General features: G+C 65.6%; 19 protein-coding genes. 11 read left to right on the forward strand and 8 right to left on the reverse strand.

Annotated elements, in window-relative coordinates; all coding sequences use genetic code 11:
- Window positions 1-17: 17 nt before the first annotated feature.
- Both ACOI2T_RS03720 and ACOI2T_RS03725 read right to left on the reverse strand, forming a co-directional pair.
- A complete protein-coding gene (locus ACOI2T_RS03720) occupies window positions 18-590 on the reverse strand; it encodes a hypothetical protein (RefSeq protein WP_409502683.1) in 573 nt (190 codons plus the stop codon).
- Window positions 591-627: 37 nt separating this feature from the next.
- Window positions 628-1,689 carry a 2Fe-2S iron-sulfur cluster-binding protein gene (locus ACOI2T_RS03725; protein WP_409502684.1) on the reverse strand — a complete coding sequence of 354 codons (1,062 nt, stop codon included), beginning with the start codon at window positions 1,687-1,689 and terminating at the stop codon, window positions 628-630.
- Window positions 1,690-1,842: 153 nt separating this feature from the next.
- Here ACOI2T_RS03725 and hsaA point away from each other — a divergent pair, with 153 nt between their 5' ends.
- The 5 genes from hsaA (at window position 1,843) to ACOI2T_RS03750 (ending at window position 6,401) form a co-directional block, all read left to right on the forward strand.
- Window positions 1,843-3,033 (forward strand): 3-hydroxy-9,10-secoandrosta-1,3,5(10)-triene-9,17-dione monooxygenase oxygenase subunit, encoded by a 1,191-nt coding sequence (hsaA, locus tag ACOI2T_RS03730; protein ID WP_409502685.1) that lies wholly within the window; start codon window positions 1,843-1,845, stop codon window positions 3,031-3,033.
- 1 nt (window position 3,034) lies between these two features.
- Window positions 3,035-3,931: a 4,5:9,10-diseco-3-hydroxy-5,9,17-trioxoandrosta-1(10),2-diene-4-oate hydrolase gene (hsaD, locus tag ACOI2T_RS03735; RefSeq protein ID WP_409502686.1), complete on the forward strand. Its 897-nt coding sequence runs from the start codon at window positions 3,035-3,037 to the stop codon at window positions 3,929-3,931.
- Between the two features lie 3 nt (window positions 3,932-3,934).
- Window positions 3,935-4,834, forward strand: coding sequence for an iron-dependent extradiol dioxygenase HsaC (gene hsaC, locus ACOI2T_RS03740; protein ID WP_067850511.1), 900 nt, complete (start codon window positions 3,935-3,937; stop codon window positions 4,832-4,834).
- Window positions 4,831-5,400 (forward strand): 3-hydroxy-9,10-secoandrosta-1,3,5(10)-triene-9,17-dione monooxygenase reductase subunit, encoded by a 570-nt coding sequence (gene hsaB / locus ACOI2T_RS03745; protein WP_067850513.1) that lies wholly within the window; start codon window positions 4,831-4,833, stop codon window positions 5,398-5,400. The genes hsaC and hsaB overlap by 4 nt, the downstream gene beginning before the upstream one ends.
- A 161-nt stretch (window positions 5,401-5,561) precedes the next feature.
- Window positions 5,562-6,401: a mycofactocin-coupled SDR family oxidoreductase gene (locus ACOI2T_RS03750; protein ID WP_409502687.1), complete on the forward strand. Its 840-nt coding sequence runs from the start codon at window positions 5,562-5,564 to the stop codon at window positions 6,399-6,401.
- A 6-nt stretch (window positions 6,402-6,407) separates the two neighbouring features.
- Here ACOI2T_RS03750 and ACOI2T_RS03755 read toward each other — a convergent pair whose 3' ends face one another.
- Window positions 6,408-6,989 (reverse strand): TetR/AcrR family transcriptional regulator, encoded by a 582-nt coding sequence (locus ACOI2T_RS03755; protein WP_409502688.1) that lies wholly within the window; start codon window positions 6,987-6,989, stop codon window positions 6,408-6,410.
- Window positions 6,990-7,132: 143 nt separating this feature from the next.
- On the opposite strand from ACOI2T_RS03755, the gene ACOI2T_RS03760 reads away from it, so the two are divergent.
- The gene (locus tag ACOI2T_RS03760; RefSeq protein ID WP_409502689.1) at window positions 7,133-7,360 is read left to right on the forward strand and encodes a ferredoxin; all 228 of its coding nucleotides are present in this window, start codon (window positions 7,133-7,135) and stop codon (window positions 7,358-7,360) included.
- A gap of 2 nt (window positions 7,361-7,362) precedes the next feature.
- Window positions 7,363-8,646 carry a cytochrome P450 gene (locus tag ACOI2T_RS03765; protein ID WP_409502690.1) on the forward strand — a complete coding sequence of 428 codons (1,284 nt, stop codon included), beginning with the start codon at window positions 7,363-7,365 and terminating at the stop codon, window positions 8,644-8,646.
- 17 nt (window positions 8,647-8,663) lie between these two features.
- Here ACOI2T_RS03765 and ACOI2T_RS03770 read toward each other — a convergent pair whose 3' ends face one another.
- On the reverse strand, window positions 8,664-9,467 hold the full coding sequence (locus ACOI2T_RS03770; protein WP_409502691.1) for a mycofactocin-coupled SDR family oxidoreductase: 804 nt from the start codon (window positions 9,465-9,467) through the stop codon (window positions 8,664-8,666).
- Window positions 9,464-10,294, reverse strand: coding sequence for a mycofactocin-coupled SDR family oxidoreductase (locus ACOI2T_RS03775; RefSeq protein ID WP_067850527.1), 831 nt, complete (start codon window positions 10,292-10,294; stop codon window positions 9,464-9,466). Before ACOI2T_RS03775 ends, ACOI2T_RS03770 begins: the two co-directional genes overlap by 4 nt.
- A 94-nt stretch (window positions 10,295-10,388) precedes the next feature.
- On the opposite strand from ACOI2T_RS03775, the gene ACOI2T_RS03780 reads away from it, so the two are divergent.
- Window positions 10,389-10,949, forward strand: a complete 561-nt coding sequence (locus tag ACOI2T_RS03780; RefSeq protein ID WP_409502692.1) for a TetR/AcrR family transcriptional regulator — start codon at window positions 10,389-10,391, stop codon at window positions 10,947-10,949.
- Here the strand turns inward: ACOI2T_RS03780 and ACOI2T_RS03785 are convergent.
- From ACOI2T_RS03785 to ACOI2T_RS03795, 3 genes are read right to left on the reverse strand one after another with little or no spacing between them, the layout of a single operon-like run.
- Entirely contained in the window at window positions 10,931-11,716 is a 786-nt protein-coding gene (locus tag ACOI2T_RS03785) for an alpha/beta fold hydrolase (RefSeq protein WP_409502693.1), read from the reverse strand. The two genes, ACOI2T_RS03780 and ACOI2T_RS03785, sit on opposite strands and share 19 nt — an antisense overlap.
- A gap of 20 nt (window positions 11,717-11,736) precedes the next feature.
- Window positions 11,737-12,471, reverse strand: a complete 735-nt coding sequence (locus tag ACOI2T_RS03790) for a class I SAM-dependent methyltransferase (protein WP_409502763.1) — start codon at window positions 12,469-12,471, stop codon at window positions 11,737-11,739.
- A 43-nt stretch (window positions 12,472-12,514) separates the two neighbouring features.
- Window positions 12,515-13,456, reverse strand: coding sequence for a LysR family transcriptional regulator (locus ACOI2T_RS03795; RefSeq protein ID WP_409502694.1), 942 nt, complete (start codon window positions 13,454-13,456; stop codon window positions 12,515-12,517).
- Between the two features lie 94 nt (window positions 13,457-13,550).
- Between ACOI2T_RS03795 and ACOI2T_RS03800 the strand changes: the two genes are divergently transcribed.
- The 3 genes from ACOI2T_RS03800 to ACOI2T_RS03810 are packed head-to-tail and all read left to right on the forward strand — an operon-like array spanning window position 13,551 to window position 17,571.
- Window positions 13,551-14,891 carry an MFS transporter gene (locus ACOI2T_RS03800; RefSeq protein ID WP_409502695.1) on the forward strand — a complete coding sequence of 447 codons (1,341 nt, stop codon included), beginning with the start codon at window positions 13,551-13,553 and terminating at the stop codon, window positions 14,889-14,891.
- Window positions 14,888-15,634, forward strand: coding sequence for a 3-hydroxybutyrate dehydrogenase (locus tag ACOI2T_RS03805; protein WP_409502696.1), 747 nt, complete (start codon window positions 14,888-14,890; stop codon window positions 15,632-15,634). Before ACOI2T_RS03800 ends, ACOI2T_RS03805 begins: the two co-directional genes overlap by 4 nt.
- Window positions 15,631-17,571 (forward strand): acetoacetate--CoA ligase, encoded by a 1,941-nt coding sequence (locus tag ACOI2T_RS03810; RefSeq protein ID WP_409502697.1) that lies wholly within the window; start codon window positions 15,631-15,633, stop codon window positions 17,569-17,571. The genes ACOI2T_RS03805 and ACOI2T_RS03810 overlap by 4 nt, the downstream gene beginning before the upstream one ends.
- Window positions 17,572-17,578: the final 7 nt, after the last annotated feature.

A 17,578-nucleotide genomic window follows, 5' to 3' on the forward strand; every position in this document is an offset into this window, starting at 1 on the left:
CGCTGCGATGCCTGCGCTCAGCCGAAGTTGGTCTGGGCGCAGGCAGTCGGCGTCGTGAGGTTCCACCCGCTGGACACAATCTGGATCTGGGTGCACGCGATGAAGTCGGCCTCCCGGTCAGGTTGGCCGGTGCGCCAGTCGATCGGTTGCGAATCGCCGTCGACTCGGAAGCGCTCGATGGGGCCGCCGCCGAAGTAGGTCACCGAGATCTCGACGTTGTTGGTGGCCTTCAGCATCCGCGACAACACGTTGTTGTTGTTGGCCCCCTTGTGCAGCTCTCGCGGCGAACCGGACGGTGCGCTGTAGGACGCTTCCTGCCACACACTGCGGTCGGTGCTACGCAGCGTGATGGTCTGCCGAGCCCACGTATCGCCGGGAAGCCCGATGGGGCCGTTGGGGCCCAGCAGGTTGGCCTGGGTGTTGAACCTGCAGCGATCGCCGGCGCAGTCGGCCGTGGCGTGCATTTCCAGGAGGCCGCTTGGTGTCGGTATCGAGGTCACCGCAGTGTTGACCGCTGCGTCGGCGACGGCCGGGGCCGTGAGTGCGGCCGCCGCCGCGGACACCGCCAGCACCCCAAGAATCCTCTTCACGGCTCTCCCTCCGGTCCGGCGAATGTTAGCCCGCACGCTATTCGTCGTAGGTGACTTCGACGGAATCCGACGCCGGGGTGGCCTGGCACCCGAGGATCAAACCCTCCTCGAGGTCGGAGGGTTCGAGTACGTCGTTGATCTCCATCTCGACCTCGCCCGACTTCTTCAGCACGGCGCACGCACCGCAGTGTCCTTCGCGGCACGAGAACGGCGCGTCGAGCCCTTTGTCGAGGAGTACGTCGAGCAGTTTTGCCGAACGCGGCCAACGGATTTCATGCGTCGTACCGTCCAGGGTGACGACGGCGGTGGCCGGCCCCTTGTCGCTGTCCTCGTCTTCTTCGATCACCACCGCGGCGAACGGGTCGGACTCCAGCGACTTGAACACCTCGATGTGAATACGCTCGTCGGCCGTGCCTGCCTGGCGCAGCGCCTCCTGGGCCGCGGCCATGAACGGTCCCGGCCCGCAGATGAACGCGTCGTGGCCGGCGAACGGTGCGGTCAAACCGGCCAGTGCGGGGGCGCTCGGCAGCCCCTGCACGGTCTCCAGCCAGTGGATGACGGTCAGCCGGTCCGGGTACTTGGCGGCCAGGTCGCGCAGTGTGGCCGCGAAGATCACCGAGTTCTCGTCGCGGTTGGCGTAGATCAGCACGACGTTGCCGCTGCCTTCGGCCAGTGCCGACTTGCAGATGGCCATCATCGGGGTGATGCCGCTGCCCGCGGCGAGCAACAGGAAATCGGTGTCGAGGTTCTTCGGCACGAACGTGCCCGACGGTGCGAGCACGTGCATCCGCATGCCGGCGTGCGCGTTGTCGCACAGCCAGTTCGACGCATAACCGTCGGCGGTGCGCTTGACCGTGACGGTGAGTTGGTCGTCGGTGACCGGGGAACTCGACAGCGAGTAGCAGCGGGCCACCGAGCCGGTGCGGTCGCTGGGTACCCGAAGCGTCAGGAACTGGCCGGGGGAGTAGCGCAACCGCTCGGCGGGAATGGTCGAACCCTCGGGCACGGTGAACACCAGAGAGCGGGCGTCGGGCGTCTCCTCGACGACCGCAGCCACCTGCAGTTCGAGCACGTGGCTACCCAGTGGCTCATCGGTCACGGGCGGTGGCCCTCTCTACTCGTCAATTCGGCCATAACTAGAACAGGTTACAAAAACCTACTTGCCCAGGTCCAGCCGCTGTATGAACACGCTACTCGACACAAATCGTAACGTGTTCTAATCTCTGACTAAGCGATTCTTGGGAGGCATTCAGTGACGTCCATTGAACAGCGTGACGTGCAGGCGGTCCTGGCCGGCATCGACGAGTTGTTGCCGCAACTGCGCGAGCGTGCTCAGGCCACCGAGGATCTGCGCAAGATCCCCGATGAGTCCATCAAGGCACTCGACGAGGTCGGCTTCTTCAAGCTGCTGCAGCCCGAGCAGTGGGGCGGTCTGCAATGCGATCCGACGGTCTTCTACGAGGCCGTGCGACGTATTGCGAGTGCGTGTGGCTCGACCGGCTGGGTCAGCTCGATCATCGGTGTGCACAACTGGCACCTGGCGCTGTTCGACCAGCAGGCGCAAGAAGACGTGTGGGGCGAGGACCCGACGGTCCGGGTGTCCTCCTCGTACGCGCCGATGGGTGCGGGTGTGGTGACCGAGTCCGGCGACGGCTACCTCGTCAACGGCGCGTGGAACTGGTCCTCGGGCTGTGACCACGCCACCTGGGCGTTCCTCGGTGGCCCGGTGATCAAGGACGGCAGGCCGGTCGATTTCGGCAGCTTCCTGATCCCGCGCACCGAGTACACGATCGACGACGTGTGGCACGTGGTCGGCCTGCGCGGCACCGGCAGCAATACCGTCGTCGTCAAGGACGTGTTCGTGCCCCGGCACCGGTTCCTGTCCTACAAGTCGATGAACGACGGCACCGCTGGCGGCTATCAGACCAACACCGCTCCGGTGTACAAGATGCCCTGGGGCACAGTGCATCCCACCACCATCTCGGCGCCGATCGTCGGCATGGCCTACGGCGCCTACGACGCGCACGTCGAGCATCAGGGCAAGCGGGTGCGCGCGGCGTTCGCCGGCGAGAAGGGCAAGGACGATCCGTTCGCCAAGGTCCGTATCGCCGAGGCCGCCAGCGACATCGACGCCGCGTGGCGTCAGCTGATCGGCAATGTCGGTGACGAGTACGCGTTGCTCACCGAAGGCAAGGAGATCCCGTTCGAGTTGCGCGCCCGCGCCCGTCGGGATCAGGTGCGTGCCACCGGCCGCGCGATCGCCTCGATCGACCGGCTCTTCGAGTCGGCCGGCGCCACCGCACTCGCCAACAGCGCTCCGCTGCAACGGTTCTGGCGCGATGCGCACGCCGGTCGGGTGCATGCCGCCAACGATCCCGAGCGCGCGTACCTGATCTTCGGCAACAACGAGTTCGGCCTCCCGCCCGCGGACACGATGGTCTGACATGACTTCCTTCGCCGCCGAAGCTGCACAGCAGCAAGAGATCACATTTGAGTCCACGTCGCGGTATGCGCAGGTCCGCGCGGGTGAGATGGACATGCGCCTGCACTACCACGAGGCCGGTGACCCGGAAGCGCAGACGATCGTGCTGCTGCACGGCGGCGGCCCGGGTGCTTCGGCCTGGTCCAACTTCGGGCGCAACGTCGCGGTGCTGGCCGAGCATTTCCACGTGCTCGCAGTCGACCAACCCGGATACGGTCACTCCGACAAGCACACCGAGCACGAGCAGTACAACCGCTACAGCGCCAAGGCGCTGCTGGGCCTGTTCGACCATCTCGGGCTGCAGGGCCGCATTCCGCTGCTCGGCAATTCGCTGGGCGGCGGTACCGCGGTGCGCTTCGCGCTCGACTATCCGGACCGCGCGGGCAAGCTCGTGTTGATGGGGCCCGGTGGGCTCAGCGTCAACTTGTTCGCGCCCGACCCGACCGAGGGCGTGAAGGCGCTCGCCAAGTTCAACTTTGAGCCGACCCGCGAGAACCTCGAAGCCTTCATCCGCATCATGGTGTTCGACCAGAAGCTGGTCACGCCGGAGTTGGTCGAAGAGCGCTTTGCGATCGCCAGTACACCGGAATCATTGGCCGCCACCCGGGCCATGGGGAAATCTTTCGCCGGACCCGACTTCGAGCTCGGCATGATGTGGCGCGAGGTCTACAAGCTGCGCCAGCCGGTGCTGTTGATCTGGGGCCGTGAGGACCGGGTCAACCCGCTCGACGGCGCGCTCGTCGCGGTCAAGCAGATTCCGCGCGTGCAGCTCCACGTTTTCGGGCAGTGTGGGCACTGGGCTCAGGTGGAGAAGTTCGACGAGTTCAACAAGCTCACCATCGATTTCCTGGGAGGCTAGCGCATGAGCATCAAGTCGCTGGGGTACCTGCGCATCGAGGCCACCGACGTCGCGGCTTGGCGGGAGTACGGCCTGAAGGTGCTCGGCATGGTCGAGGGCAAGGGCCAGACCGAGGGCGCACTGTACCTGCGGATGGACGAGTTCCCGGCGCGGCTCGTGATCGTCCCCGGCGAGCACGACCGGCTGCTGGAGTCGGGCTGGGAAACCGCGAATGCCGCCGAACTGCAGGACATTCGCACCCGGCTTGAGGCCAACGGCACGCCGTACAAGGAAGCCACTGCCACCGAGCTGGCCGATCGCCGCGTCGACGAGATGATCGTCTTCGACGATCCCTCCGGCAACACGCTCGAGGTCTTCCACGGTGTCGCGCTTGAACACCGCCGCGTGGTCAGCCCGTACGGGCACAAGTTCGTCACCGAGGAGCAGGGGCTCGGGCACGTCGTGCTGACCACCAAGGACGACGCCGAGACGCTGCACTTCTACCGTGACGTGCTGGGCTTTCACCTGCGCGACTCGATGCGGCTGCCGCCGCAGCTGGTGGGCCGGCCCGCGGACGGCGAGCCGGCGTGGCTGCGCTTCCTCGGCGTCAACCCGCGCCACCACAGCCTGGCGTTCATGCCGGGCCAGACGCCAAGCGGCATCGTGCATCTCATGGTCGAGGTGGGCGAGGCCGACGACGTAGGCCTGTGCCTGGACCGTGCGCTGCGCCGCAAGGTGAAGATGTCGGCGACGCTGGGCCGCCACGTCAACGACAAGATGCTGTCCTTCTACATGAAGACACCGGGCGGGTTCGACATCGAATTCGGTTGTGAGGGACTCGAAGTCGACGACAACGACTGGGTGGCCCGCGAATCGACCGCAGTCAGCCTGTGGGGCCATGACTTCAGCGTCGGGTTCAAGTGACGCAGCCCGAGCCGATCGACCCACGCACATTCCGGAATGTGCTGGGCCAGTTCTGCACCGGCATCACGATCATCACGACCGTGCATGACGAGGTGCCGGTCGGATTCGCGTGCCAGTCCTTCGCCGCGCTGTCGCTTGATCCGCCGCTGGTGCTGTTCTGCCCGACCAAGCAGTCGCGGTCGTGGCAGGCCATCGAGGCCAGCGGACGGTTCTGCGTGAACATCCTCCACGAGAAGCAGCAGCACGTGTCGGCGCGGTTCGGCTCAAAAGAACCCGACAAGTTCGCCGGAATCGATTGGGAGCCTTCGCAGCTCGGCTCTCCAGTGATCGACGGCGCGCTTGCGCACATCGACTGCAAGGTCGATTCGGTGCATGACGGCGGCGATCACTTCGTGGTGTTCGGTGCAGTGCATTCGTTGTCGGAGGTGCCCAAACGAAAGCCCCGGCCACTGCTGTTCTACCGCGGTGAGTACACCGGCATCGAACCCGACAAGAACACCCCGGCGCAGTGGCGTGACGATCTGGAGGCGTTCCTCACGGCCACCACCCAGGACACCTGGCTTTAGAACTTTATGTCGTTGACAAGACTGGGCCCCCTCCTCGCGGAGGGGGCTCAGTCGCATTGTCGCCGATCCGTCGATTGATCAATCGATCAAATTGCCTATTGACAGCGTGGCCGACGCGCTGACATCTTTGATCGATCGATCAAAACATGGAAAGGCTGGCGATGGCAGGGCGCGTCGAAGGCAAGGTTGCATTCATCACCGGGGCGGCACGTGGGCAGGGGCGCAGTCACGCCGTGCGACTCGCGCAGGAGGGTGCGGACATCATCGCGGTCGACATCTGCCGGCAGGTCAGCAGCAACAGCGTGATCCCGCCGTCGACCTCCGACGACCTCGCGGAGACGGCCGATCTGGTCAAGGCGTTGAACCGAAGGATCGTCACGGCAGAGGTGGACGTGCGCGATTTCGACGCGCTCAAGGCGGCCGTCGACGGCGGGGTCGAGCAGTTGGGCAGGCTGGACATCATCGTCGCGAATGCGGGTATCGGCAACGGTGGTGAGACGTTGGACAAGACCAGCGAGCAGGACTGGAACGACATGATCGGCGTCAACCTGTCCGGCGTGTGGAAGACCGTGAAAGCCGCGGTGCCGCATCTGCTTTCATCAGGAAGCGGGGGATCCATCATTCTCACGAGCTCGGTCGGCGGGCTGAAGGCATACCCGCACACCGGCCACTACATCGCGGCGAAACACGGTGTGGTGGGGCTGATGCGGAGTTTCGCCGTCGAACTGGGTCAGCATTCGATCCGGGTGAACTCGGTGCATCCGACCAACGTGAACACGCCGATGTTCATGAATGAGGGCACCATGAAGTTGTTTCGTCCCGACCTGGAAAACCCGGGACCCGACGATCTGGCCCTTGCTGCGCAGTTCATGCACGTGCTGCCGATCGGCTGGGTGGAGCCCGTGGACATCAGCAACGCGGTGTTGTTCCTCGCCTCCGATGAGGCGCGCTACATCACCGGCCTTCCCGTCACTGTCGACGCCGGCAGTATGTTGAAGTAGCCCAGCCTATTTCGTCGCGAACCGGTGCAGCATTCGCTCGATGAACGCGCGAAACTCGTCGTGGCCCTGCATCACCCCGACGGCCTCCTCGTTGCAGAGGCTGCGCGCCGACTGGGTGAGCAGCATCGACATCACGACGGGCGGATACTCGTCGGTGTCGACTCCGTGTGTCCGGAGGACCATGGCCATGGCGGTGGTCTCGATGTCCCGGACGCGTTCGGAATAGGACTTGAGTTCGGCGCCGATGGCCTTGCGGTGGTTGGCCATCGCCATGAACTCGGTGTTGAGACCGGTCAGGCGCGAGTCGGAGTTGAGGACCCACAAGGCCCGGAGTGGGTCCTCGTCGGCGATGGCCTCGCGCATCCGCGTGAGCGCCGCGTCGGCGCCGCTTCGCAATACCGCGACGAACAAGTCGTCGAGGGTGTCGAAGTAGTAGTACACCAACGCCGACCTGACGCCGGCCACGGCGGCGATGCGCCGGGTGGTCGCCGCGGCATAGCCCTCGTCGCGGATCACCTGAGCGGTCGCCTCGATCAGCCGTCGTCGCGTACCCGCATCTTTGTCCTTGGCTGCGCGTGGTGCGGGCATCAGCCGATACTCTCAGAAGCATTGCGGGCCAGACAAAATGACGGTTGGCTTGGAACCCTTGACCGCTCCCGATAGCACCTGGTAAGCATGAGCCATCCTAGCAGTTTGATCGATCGATCAAACGATGTCGCCTGAGGGAACCGATGTCTGAAGATCCGAGCTGGCACGAACTACGCGTCGACGGCCGCCTGTGCGAAGGCCACGCATTGTGCATCGACCTGGCACCCGATGTCTTCGTACTGGGCGACGACGAGGTCGCCGCCGCCGATGCGACGCCACCCGAATCGCGGTGGGGTCGGGTGAAAGCCGCCGTCGACGCCTGTCCCCGCCAGGCCATCACATTCTCAACCCTGCCCACGAAAGGCCGCTGAGCATGCCCGATCTGGCATCTGTGGATTACTTCTCCGACCCGGCGATCACGCAGGACCCGTACGAGTACTTCGACTACCTGCGAAGCCAGGGGCCGGTTTTCGCTGAGCCGCACCACGGCGTCGTCGCCGTGACCGGCTATCAGGAGGTGATGGTGGCGTTCAAGGACACCGATTCGTTCTCCGCGGTCAACGCGATCGGTGGACCGTTCCCGCCACTGCCGTTCGAGCCCGAGGGGGACGACATCTCTGCGCAGATCGAGGCGCATCGGCACGAGTTCCCGATCTTCGAGCACATGGTCGTCATGGATCCACCCGAACACGAGCGGGCGCGTTCTCTCCTGAGCAGGCTGCTGACGCCGCGCCGGCTGAAAGAGAACGAGGACTATATGTGGCAGCTGGCCGACCGCCAGCTCGACGAGTTCATCGCCAACGGCAGGTGCGAGTTCCTCAGCGAGTACGCCAAACCCTTTGCGACCCTCGCGATCACCGATCTGCTCGGAGTGCCCGAAGAGGATCGCGCCGAGTTCCGGCTGGCCCTCGGTGCGGGCAAGCAGCCGGGCAGCCGGGTAGGGGCGCTCGACGGCGAACCCGTTGGCCTCAACCCGTTGCAGTACCTCGACGACAAGTTCAGCGGTTACATCGCCGAGCGGCGGCGCGAGCCCAGGAACGACGTCCTCGGTGGGATGGCCTCGGCGACCTATCCCGACGGCTCGACTCCCGAATTGCTCGAAGTGGTCAGGCCGGCCACTTTCCTGTTCGCGGCGGGCCAGGAGACCGTCACCAAGCTGCTCAGCGCAGCGGTTCAGACGCTGGGCGAGCGCCCCGAGTACCAACAGCTGCTACGCGACAAGCCTGAGCTGATCCCGGCGTTCATCGAAGAGGCGCTGAGGACGCAGAGCCCGACCAAGGTCGACTTCCGGCTCGCACGCAAGACCACGACGCTCGGCGGCGTGCACATCAAAGCCGGCACCGTCCTGATGCTGTGCCTCGGCGCCGCCAACCGCGACCCGCGAAAGTTTCCCGAGCCGAACGAGTTCGACATCGAACGCCCGAATGTGCGCGAACACATCGCGTTCGGGCGCGGCATCCACACGTGTGCCGGCGCGCCACTCGCCCGCGTGGAAGGGGTGATCACCGTGCACCGCTTGTTGGACCGCATGCGCGACATCACCATCAGTGCGGACGCACATGGACCGGCGGGCGAGCGTCACTACTCCTACGAGCCGACGTTCCTACTGCGCGGCCTGACTGAACTCCACATCGAATTCACCGCAGTGACAGGGTGATCGGGCCTCCAATACTGTCATCGGATCGTCACGCCCGCATCGACTTTGAATTCCAGACCGGTGACATAGCGCGATTCGTCGGATACCAGGAACAGCACCGCATTGCTGATGTCGATCGCCTCGGCCATCACGATGGGTATCGCGTTTCCAAACAAGGGCGCGAGATCGGGTCGCTGTTCGGCGATCAGTGTGTGTAGCGAGGCGGGATGCATACCGGTCTCGACACCGGTCGGATGGACGGTGTTGACCCGGACATGCCGGGCGGCAAGCTCGTTGGCGAGTGCGCGGCTCATCCCGACCACGCCGTGCTTCGATGCGGTGTAGGGCGTGTGCAGCGGTGTGCCCTTGATGCCCGCGGCCGAGCTGATGTTGACGAGGCTGCCGCCACGTTCGACGAGATGGGGCAGCGCCGCGGCACACGTGTTCCAGGCCCCGATCAGGTTGACATCCACCACCGTTCGCCACTGCTCGGCGGTGGTGGTGTCCCAGGTCCCTGCGGTCAGCACGCCGGCGTTGGCCACCGCGGCGTCCAGCCCGCCGAGTCGTGCGACACCGTCGTCGACGGCGGCCGCCAGTGCCGCCCCGTCGCGCACGTCGACCACATGCGTAACAGCTTGGCGGCCCTGCTTCTCGACGAGCCGTGCGGTTTCGTCGAGATCCTCGCGCGATGAGAGCGGGTACTCGATCTCGTCCAGGGATCGGCAGATGTCGACCAGGATCAGGTCGGCGCCTTCTTCGGCGAGGCGGACGGCGTGACTTCGGCCCATACCGCGTGCTGCGCCGGTGATCAGCACGCGCTTGCCCGCTACCCGGCCCGTCATAGTTTGTTGCAGAATCCGGCGTCGACGGGGAAGGTCACCCCGGTGACGTATTTGGCGGCATCGGAGACCAGGTAGGCGATCGCGGCGCTGATGTCCTCCGGTTCCAGCAGTGAGACCGGCATCGGGTTCTGCAGATGCGGACCGCCGTCGGGATAGTTCTCCAAGAACGCCGTCATGGCCGGGTTGACCGCCATCATCGTGTTGACCGCGGTCGGATGTACGGTGTTGACCCGAATGCTGTGAGGGGCAAGCGCATTGGCGAGTGTGCGCATCAACCCGACGATGCCGTGTTTGGATGCGGCATAGCCCAGGCCACCGCCCTGCAGGCCGCCGAATCCGCGCAGGCCGGCGGTGGAGCTCGTGAACACGATCGCGCCGCCGCGGCCGCCGGCGATCAGATGGGGGATCGCTGCCTTGGCGGTGTGGAATGACCCGACCAGATTGACGTCGAGCACGTCGGTCCACATCTCGAGGTCTTCTTCGATCGTGAGCTCGCGGAACGCCATCGTCGCGATCCCGGCGTTCGCGCACACGATGTCCAGTCCGCCGAACTGCTCGACCCCGGCATCGAGCGCGGCTTTCAGTTGGTGGAAGTCACGGACGTCGGCGACCGAGCCGACCATCTTGCCGCCCGCCGCCTCGACAAGGGCGACCGTCTCGTCGAGTTCGGCGCGTTTGGCCATCGGGTAGCCGTTCGACGCGATGTCAGCGCAGATGTCCACGCCGATGATCGCGGCACCCTCGCCGGCCAGCCGGATTGCATGGCTGCGGCCCTGGCCGCGGGCCACCCCGGTGATGAAGGCGACCTTGCCGTCCAATTGCCCCATTGATCCTCGCTTCGTTGCGCACCGGGAATGTCAGTAACTGAGTTACTCCGGTACGGTAACGGGGTTATCTACCGACGGCAAGGGTGTTCTCGAAGTGGCCAATGAGCGCGACCGGATCCTCGACATCGTCGTGGAGATCCTCGAATCCGACGGCTATGACGCCGTGCAGTTGCGTGAGGTCGCACGCCGGTCCAAGACCTCGCTCGCCACGATCTACAAGCGCTATTCGACCCGTGACGAACTGATCCTCGCTGCGCTGGACAGCTGGATGGAGGAGAACCGCTACTCGGGCCTGGCCGGCCAGCCGCACCCGGCCGACGAATCGCTATATGACGGCATGATGCGCATGTTTCGCACCATCTTCGAACCCTGGGAGAAGCATCCCGGCATGCTGATGGCGTATTTCAGGTCGCGGTCCGCGCCGGGTGGCGAACGTCTGGTGCGGCGTGGTCTCGACGCCGTGGTGCCTGCCGCGATGGAGATTCTGACCGGCGTCGACGACGTGTTCATCGCCGACCTCGACACGATCCTGTCGAGTCTCGTGTTCGGCTTGACCGGGCGCTTCGCCGCGGGCGAGATCGAGGTGACCGACATCCTGCCGACTATCGATCGCACCATGCGGTGGCTGACCGCTGGTTATGAAGCGTCGCGCTGACCGATCTGCGTGTCGATGAAGTCGATGATCGCCGCGGCGACCTCACGGTGCACCGACTCGTTGAGGATGTCGTGTCGATAGCCGTGAAACTCTTTGAACTGCAACGGCTCTATCTGCTCGGCATACGCGCGGACGGCACCGGCCGGTGCGATGACATCGGCCGAACCGTGCACGGCCAGCGTCGGTACCGTCAGTTTCGGCAACTCCGTGCCGAACCGGTCCCAGCCGCGGTCCAGCTCGCGGGTCAGCGGTGCGCCGTCGGCGTCGACGAACGCGAGCGGATCGTTCTCCAAGGAATCCAGATAGAACGGATCGCTCGACAGCGCGGTCGGGTGTAGCTCGAAAGACGTGTCCGCGTCGAGCATTTCCGGTATCGGGACGAGCGGCGCGCCGGATATGACGCCGGCCCGGTATTTGTCGGGCTCACCCAACAGCCGAAACAGCGTGACGACCGAACCGAATGAATGCCCCTGTGCGATCAACGGCAATCCCGGGTGTTCTGCTGCCGCGAGTTCGGTGAGTGAGTCAGCCAGCGAGGAGCTGTCCTCGATCCTGCCGAAATCCCCGCGCCTGCCGGGGCTCAGCCCGTGGCCGAACTGGTCGACCGCCCACAAGTCGATGGCCGCCGCGTTCAGAGTGAAGCCGTAGCGGTGGTACACGCCGGTGTGTTCACCGAACCCGTGCAGGAAGATCACCGCGGCTCGCGGTTCGGCGGCCGCCCAGTGCCGGTAGTAAGCCCGCCCGCGTTCGTGCTCGATGAAAGGCATGACAACAGTCTGATCGATCCTCAACGCGGTGTGCAGACAACCGCGATGGCGTCGTTCTCGGCATCGACACCGGCCGAGCCGATCCGCTGCTCCAACCGATCCCGTAGTTGGAGGCGGTCGTGCGCCGGCAAGGTGAGGACGTTGGAGTACGTACCCACCATGTTCACCCACTCGGTGGCGTCATAGTGCAGGTGCTCGACGATGCGCCGCAGTTCCACAGCGAACCCGCACTCTTCGATGAGTGCGGTGACCTCGGGCGTACGGTCGGCGTCCACGGTGGGCCGCTCGGATGGATCGAGAAACCCTGCGTACACCTCGTCGAGCTCGGCGCGGCTCGGCGTCATCGGCGTGACCCGATTCCACATCAGCGCCAGGTGCCCGCCTGGCTTCAGCAGCGTCGCGACCTTGTGAAGGGCGCGCCGTGGTTCCACCCAATGGAATGACGACGCGAACACCACGAGATCGAAGTGTCTTCCGCGCGGGTCCCAATCCTCGAAGGTCGCCTGCTCGACGGTCACGCCTTTGCCCACTGCGACCTGCGCCATTCGCGGATCGGGTTCGACCGCAAGGACTTCTGCGCCGGCCGCCCTCAGCTGTTCGGATGCGATACCCGTGCCCGCTCCGACGTCGAGTGCCGACGTGCGGTCGCCGGTCACAAGGCTCGTAATGAGAGACCCGGCATAACGGGGGCGATAACGGTCGTAGTCGTCGGCGGCAGCTCCGAAGGAATCGGCACGACGACGGTTCGTATGGATGGAAAGCGGGTCCGGCATGTCCCGATCATGCCTGCGCGACCTGTCAGCCGACGCCCAGGAGGACGTCATGCTGATCGGCCATGCGGTCGCGGATCGCGTCGACGACGGCCGCGACGACGGGGCGGCGCAGCGTCTCGGCCCGGGCCACGAGCCAGTAACTGAGCTGCACCGCAACGGTATCCGGCAGCACCCGGACCAGATCTGCGTGCCGGTCGGCCATGAAGCACGGCAGCAGACCGAGACCCGCGGCGGCACGGGTCGCTTCGACGTGGACGAACACATTCGTCGACGTCACCGATTCCCGCATGGCCGGCGCGAAGCTCGTGGCGATGTCGAGGTCGTCGACCTGGAGCATCGAGTCGATGAAATAGACCAGCGGGAACCGGGCGAGGTCGTCGACGCTTCCCGGCGTGCCATGCTCATCGAGGTAATCGCGAGCGCCGTAGAGGCCGAGGCAGTAGTCGCCGAGGCGGATCGCCTCCGCGCGACGTACCTGGGGTGCCCCGACGACGATCTCAAGGTCGAGGCTGGAGCGCTGCTGCGACGCGCGTCTGGTGGCGGCCACGATCTCGACGGCGATCAGGGGGTGGCGCCGCTGCACCCGGGCGGCTGCCGGCGCGGCGATGTATGCGCTGAACCCGTCGGTCGCCGAGATCCGCACGACGCCCTCGAGCTGACGAAGGCCACCCGCGGACAGCGAGTCCACCGCAGACTCGATGGCTTCGGCGGCCGACAGCGCCGCACGTCCGAGCTCGGTGAGTTCCCAGCCCCCGGCGCCGCGCGTCAGCACGCGCCCGCCGATTGCCTGCTCGAGCGCGGCGATGCGCCGCGAGATGGTCGTGTGGTTGATGCCGAGTTCGTCGGCTGCGGTGGTGTAACGGCCGGACCGACCGACGGCGAGCAACACCAGCAGGTCATCGGCGCTGGGCCGTCGAGCTACGTCCATATCTGCATTTTCGCAGAATGACGGCGCACAATTGGCCATTGCGAGCTGCGCGAACCTGCAGGAATACTCACCTCAACTGTCGCGGGCATCACAGAGCCCCGGCGCAGATGGCACACGTCATAAGGAGTCGCCGATGAGCGCGCCCATCCCGACCGGCCTGCGCCGTGTCGTCGCCGCGTCGATGGCCGGCACCGTCGTGGAGTGGTATGAGTTCTTCCTCTACGGAACCGCCGCCACGCTGGTGTTCAGCAAGGTCTTCTTCGCCGAGAGCACGAGTGATCTCGACGCGATTCTCGCGGCGTTCGTGACGTATGCGGTCGGCTTCATCGCCCGCCCGCTCGGCGGGGTGGTGTTCGGTCACTTCGGCGACAAGTACGGCCGTAAGAAGCTGCTGCAGTTCAGCCTGCTGCTGGTCGGCGCGGCCACCTTCCTGATGGGCTGCCTGCCGACGTTCAACCAGATCGGATATCTGGCGCCGACGCTGCTCGTGGTGTTGCGGTTCATCCAGGGCTTCGCCGTCGGCGGCGAGTGGGGCGGCGCGGTGTTGCTGGTCGCCGAGCACAGCCCCAACCAGAGCCGCGGGTTCTGGGCCAGCTGGCCCCAGGCGGCCGTACCGGTGGGCAACATGCTCGCGACCGTCGTGCTGTTGCTCTTGACGACGACACTGTCCGATGCGGCGTTCCTGTCCTGGGGTTGGCGCGTCGCATTCTGGCTGTCGGCGGTGGTCGTGCTGATCGGCTACTACATCCGCACCAAGGTCTCCGATGCGCCGATCTTCCTGGCCGCGCAGCAGGAGGTCGAGCGGGTCAAAGCGGTGTCGTATGGCGTCGTCGAGGTGCTCACGCGTTATCCCCGTGGCGTTTTCACCGCGATGGGGCTGCGGTTCGCCGAGAACATCATGTACTACCTGGTGGTCACGTTCTCCATTACCTACCTCAAGGTTCAGGTGGGCGCTGACACCAGCGACATCCTGTGGTGGCTGCTGGCCGCGCACGCCGTGCACTTCGTTGCCATCCCGACGGTGGGCCGCCTGTCGGACCGATTCGGCCGGCGCCCGGTGTACATCGTCGGCGCGATCGGCGCGGGGGTCTGGGCGTTCTTCGCCTTCCCGATGATGAACAGCGCCAACTATCTGGTGATCATGGGTGCGATCATCATCGGCCTGATCATCCACGCGCTCATGTATTCGCCGCAGCCCGCGATCATGGCCGAGATGTTCCCGACCCGGATGCGCTATTCCGGTGTGTCCCTTGGCTATCAGGTGACGTCGATCGTCGCCGGGTCGCTGGCGCCGATCATCGCCGTCAAACTGCTCGACGTGTTCGACTCGTGGGTGCCCATCGCCATCTATCTCGCGTGTGCCGCCGCGGTCACGCTCGTCGCAGCCCTCTTCATGCGCGAGACGGTGGGTACCGACCTTGAGAGCATCGACCAGGCCGACCGTGAGGTCCTCGCGAAGCACGGCGTCCTGTGACGGACCTGGCGGGCCGCACGGCGTTGGTCACCGGCGCGGCGAGCGGGATCGGGGCGGCGTGTGCGCGCGAACTGGCCGCGCGCGGGGCCGTGGTCACCGTGGCCGACGTCGATGCCGATGGGGCAGGCGCGCTGGCCGCCGAGATCGGCGGAAAGCCTTGGGCCGTAGACCTTCTCGACGTGGCAGCGTTGGAGCGGCTGGAACTGGACTGCGACATCCTGGTCAACAACGCCGGCGTCCAGAGCATCAACCCGATCGAGGAGTTCCCGCCGGACAAGTTCCGGATGCTGCTGGCGTTGATGGTCGAGGTGCCGTTCCTGCTCATCAGAGCTTCGCTGCCGCACATGTATCGCCAACGGTTCGGGCGCATCGTCAACGTCTCGTCGGTGCACGGGTTGCGAGCGTCGGAGTACAAGGTCGGCTACGTCACCGCCAAGCACGCGCTGGAAGGGCTGTCCAAGGTGACTGCGCTGGAGGGCGGTCCGCACCAGGTGACCAGCAACTGCGTCAACCCCGGCTACGTCAGGACGCCGCTGGTGACCAAGCAGATCGCCGACCAGGCCCGCATCCACGGCATCCCCGAGGATGACGTCGTCGCGCAGATCCTCCTCAAGGAGAGCGCCATCAAACAACTGGTCGAGCCCGAAGAGGTTGGCGCGTTGGTAGGTTGGCTGGCATCGCCGGCCGCCCGCATGGTGACCGGTGCGTCGTACACGATGGATGGCGGGTGGAGCGCGAGATGAGCGAAGCGACCGAACCTCAGTGGGTCCCTACCGAGCGGGACCGCACGGAGGCACGGGTCACCGACTTCAGCCGGTTCGTCGAATCGCGGACAGGCATCGCTGCCCCCGACTATCACGCACTCTGGCAATGGTCGGTCGACGATCCCGACGCGTTCTGGGCCGCGCTGTGGGACTACTTCGACCTCGGCGACCGGCCCGGCGCCGTGCTCGCCGACGCGGCGATGCCGGGTGCCCGCTGGTTTCCCGGTGCCCGGTTGAACTACGTCGACCAGATCAAGCGCAATGCCCGCACCGACCGCCCGGCGATTTTGTACGTAGCCGAGGGCGGCGCCGTCAGCGAGCTGTCCTGGGATGAACTACTCCAGCGCACAACGGCATTCGCCGACACCCTGCTCTCGCTCGGAGTGCAGCAAGGCGACCGGGTGGTCGGCTATCTGCCCAACATTCCCGAAGCGATCATCGCCTTTCTGGCCACCGCCAGCATCGGCGCAATCTGGAGTGCGTGCGGCCAGGACTACACCGCCAAGGCGGCGCTCGACCGGCTCGGCCAGTTGGAACCGACGGTGCTCGTGGCAGCCGACGGCTACCGATTCGGCGGCAAAACGCACGACAAGACCGAGGACATCACCGCGCTGCGAGACGGCCTGCCCACCTTGAAGGCGTCGGTGCTGGTGTCCCGTTTGGGCGCGGCGCGATCCGACTGGCTCGACTGGGCCGCGACGTCTGCGCCCGTCGATGCCGAACTGAACACCGCGGCAGTCGAATTCGACCATCCGCTGTGGATCCTGTACTCGTCGGGAACCACCGGCTTACCAAAGGGCATCGTGCACGGCCATGGAGGGGTCGTGCTCGAACACCTCAAAGCCGTCGCACTGCAGTCCGACATCGGCGCCGACGACACGTTCTTCTGGTACACCAGCCCGAGCTGGATGATGTGGAACTTCCAGGTGGCGGGCTTGCTCGTGGGCGCGACCATCGTCTGCTACGACGGCAGCCCCACCTACCCGGAGCCCGACGCGCTTTGGAGTATCGCGGCCAGCGTCGGGGCCACGGTGTTGGGAACGAGTCCGGGCTACGTCTTGGCCTGCGCGAAAGCCGGTTGTGTGCCGCGCAAGGAGCACGACTTGTCGGCGCTGAAGGTCGTCGGCATCACGGGATCATCGCTGCCGCCGTCGTCGGCTTTGTGGTTGCGCGACAACGTCGGTGAACGAGTCCAGGTCGCGTCGATCAGTGGCGGCACGGATGTGGTGTCGGCTTTCATCGGTGGTGTGCCGACGGTTCCGGTGTGGCCGGGGGAGCTGTCTGCGCCGTACCTGGGTGTGGCACTCGACGCTTGGGATGAAGCCGGAAACCCTGTCCGGGGCGAGGTCGGTGAGCTCGTCATCACCAAACCGCTGCCGTCGATGCCGATCGCCTTCTGGAACGACCCTGACGGATCCCGTTACCGCGACGCCTATTTCGAGATGTTCCCTGGCATGTGGCGGCACGGAGACTGGATCACGATCACCGACCACGGCAGCATCGTCGTGCACGGCCGCTCCGACTCCACGCTCAATCGGCACGGCATCCGGATGGGCAGTGCCGACATCTACCAGTCGGTCGAGCGGCTGCCGGAGATCGTGGAAGCCCTGGTGATCGGAGCCGAACAACCCGACGGCGGCTACTGGATGCCGTTGTTCGTGGTGCTGTCCGACGGTGTCGAACTCACCGACGAGCTGACCGAACGCATCAAGCAGACCATCCGTACCGAGGTGTCGCCGCGCCACGTGCCCGACGAGATCATCGTCGCCCCTGGTGTTCCGCACACCCGCACGGGCAAGAAGCTCGAGGTGCCGATCAAGAAGCTCTTCCAGGGCGCCGACGCGGCAAAAGTGGTGGAGCGCAGCGCAGTCGACAACCCGGCTCTGCTGGATTGGTATGCGTCTGTTCGCCGGTAACAGGTCG

It is taken from the genome of Mycolicibacterium wolinskyi str. Jessa 2025, assembly GCF_049241375.1.
GTDB lineage: Bacteria > Actinomycetota > Actinomycetes > Mycobacteriales > Mycobacteriaceae > Mycobacterium > Mycobacterium wolinskyi.

Excerpts from the sequence above, each read along its gene's own strand:
- hsaD (WP_409502686.1), top strand. The coding sequence starts at position 3,035 with ATGACTTCCTTCGCCGCCGAAGCTGCACAGCAGCAAGAGATCACATTT.
- hsaC (WP_067850511.1), top strand. The coding sequence starts at position 3,935 with ATGAGCATCAAGTCGCTGGGGTACCTGCGCATCGAGGCCACCGACGTC.
- ACOI2T_RS03750 (WP_409502687.1), top strand. The coding sequence starts at position 5,562 with ATGGCAGGGCGCGTCGAAGGCAAGGTTGCATTCATCACCGGGGCGGCA.
- ACOI2T_RS03755 (WP_409502688.1), bottom strand. The coding sequence starts at position 6,989 with ATGCCCGCACCACGCGCAGCCAAGGACAAAGATGCGGGTACGCGACGA.
- ACOI2T_RS03760 (WP_409502689.1), top strand. The coding sequence starts at position 7,133 with ATGTCTGAAGATCCGAGCTGGCACGAACTACGCGTCGACGGCCGCCTG.
- ACOI2T_RS03765 (WP_409502690.1), top strand. The coding sequence starts at position 7,363 with ATGCCCGATCTGGCATCTGTGGATTACTTCTCCGACCCGGCGATCACG.
- ACOI2T_RS03770 (WP_409502691.1), bottom strand. The coding sequence starts at position 9,467 with ATGACGGGCCGGGTAGCGGGCAAGCGCGTGCTGATCACCGGCGCAGCA.
- ACOI2T_RS03775 (WP_067850527.1), bottom strand. The coding sequence starts at position 10,294 with ATGGGGCAATTGGACGGCAAGGTCGCCTTCATCACCGGGGTGGCCCGC.
- ACOI2T_RS03785 (WP_409502693.1), bottom strand. The coding sequence starts at position 11,716 with ATGCCTTTCATCGAGCACGAACGCGGGCGGGCTTACTACCGGCACTGG.
- ACOI2T_RS03795 (WP_409502694.1), bottom strand. The coding sequence starts at position 13,456 with ATGGCCAATTGTGCGCCGTCATTCTGCGAAAATGCAGATATGGACGTA.
- ACOI2T_RS03800 (WP_409502695.1), top strand. The coding sequence starts at position 13,551 with ATGAGCGCGCCCATCCCGACCGGCCTGCGCCGTGTCGTCGCCGCGTCG.
- ACOI2T_RS03810 (WP_409502697.1), top strand. The coding sequence starts at position 15,631 with ATGAGCGAAGCGACCGAACCTCAGTGGGTCCCTACCGAGCGGGACCGC.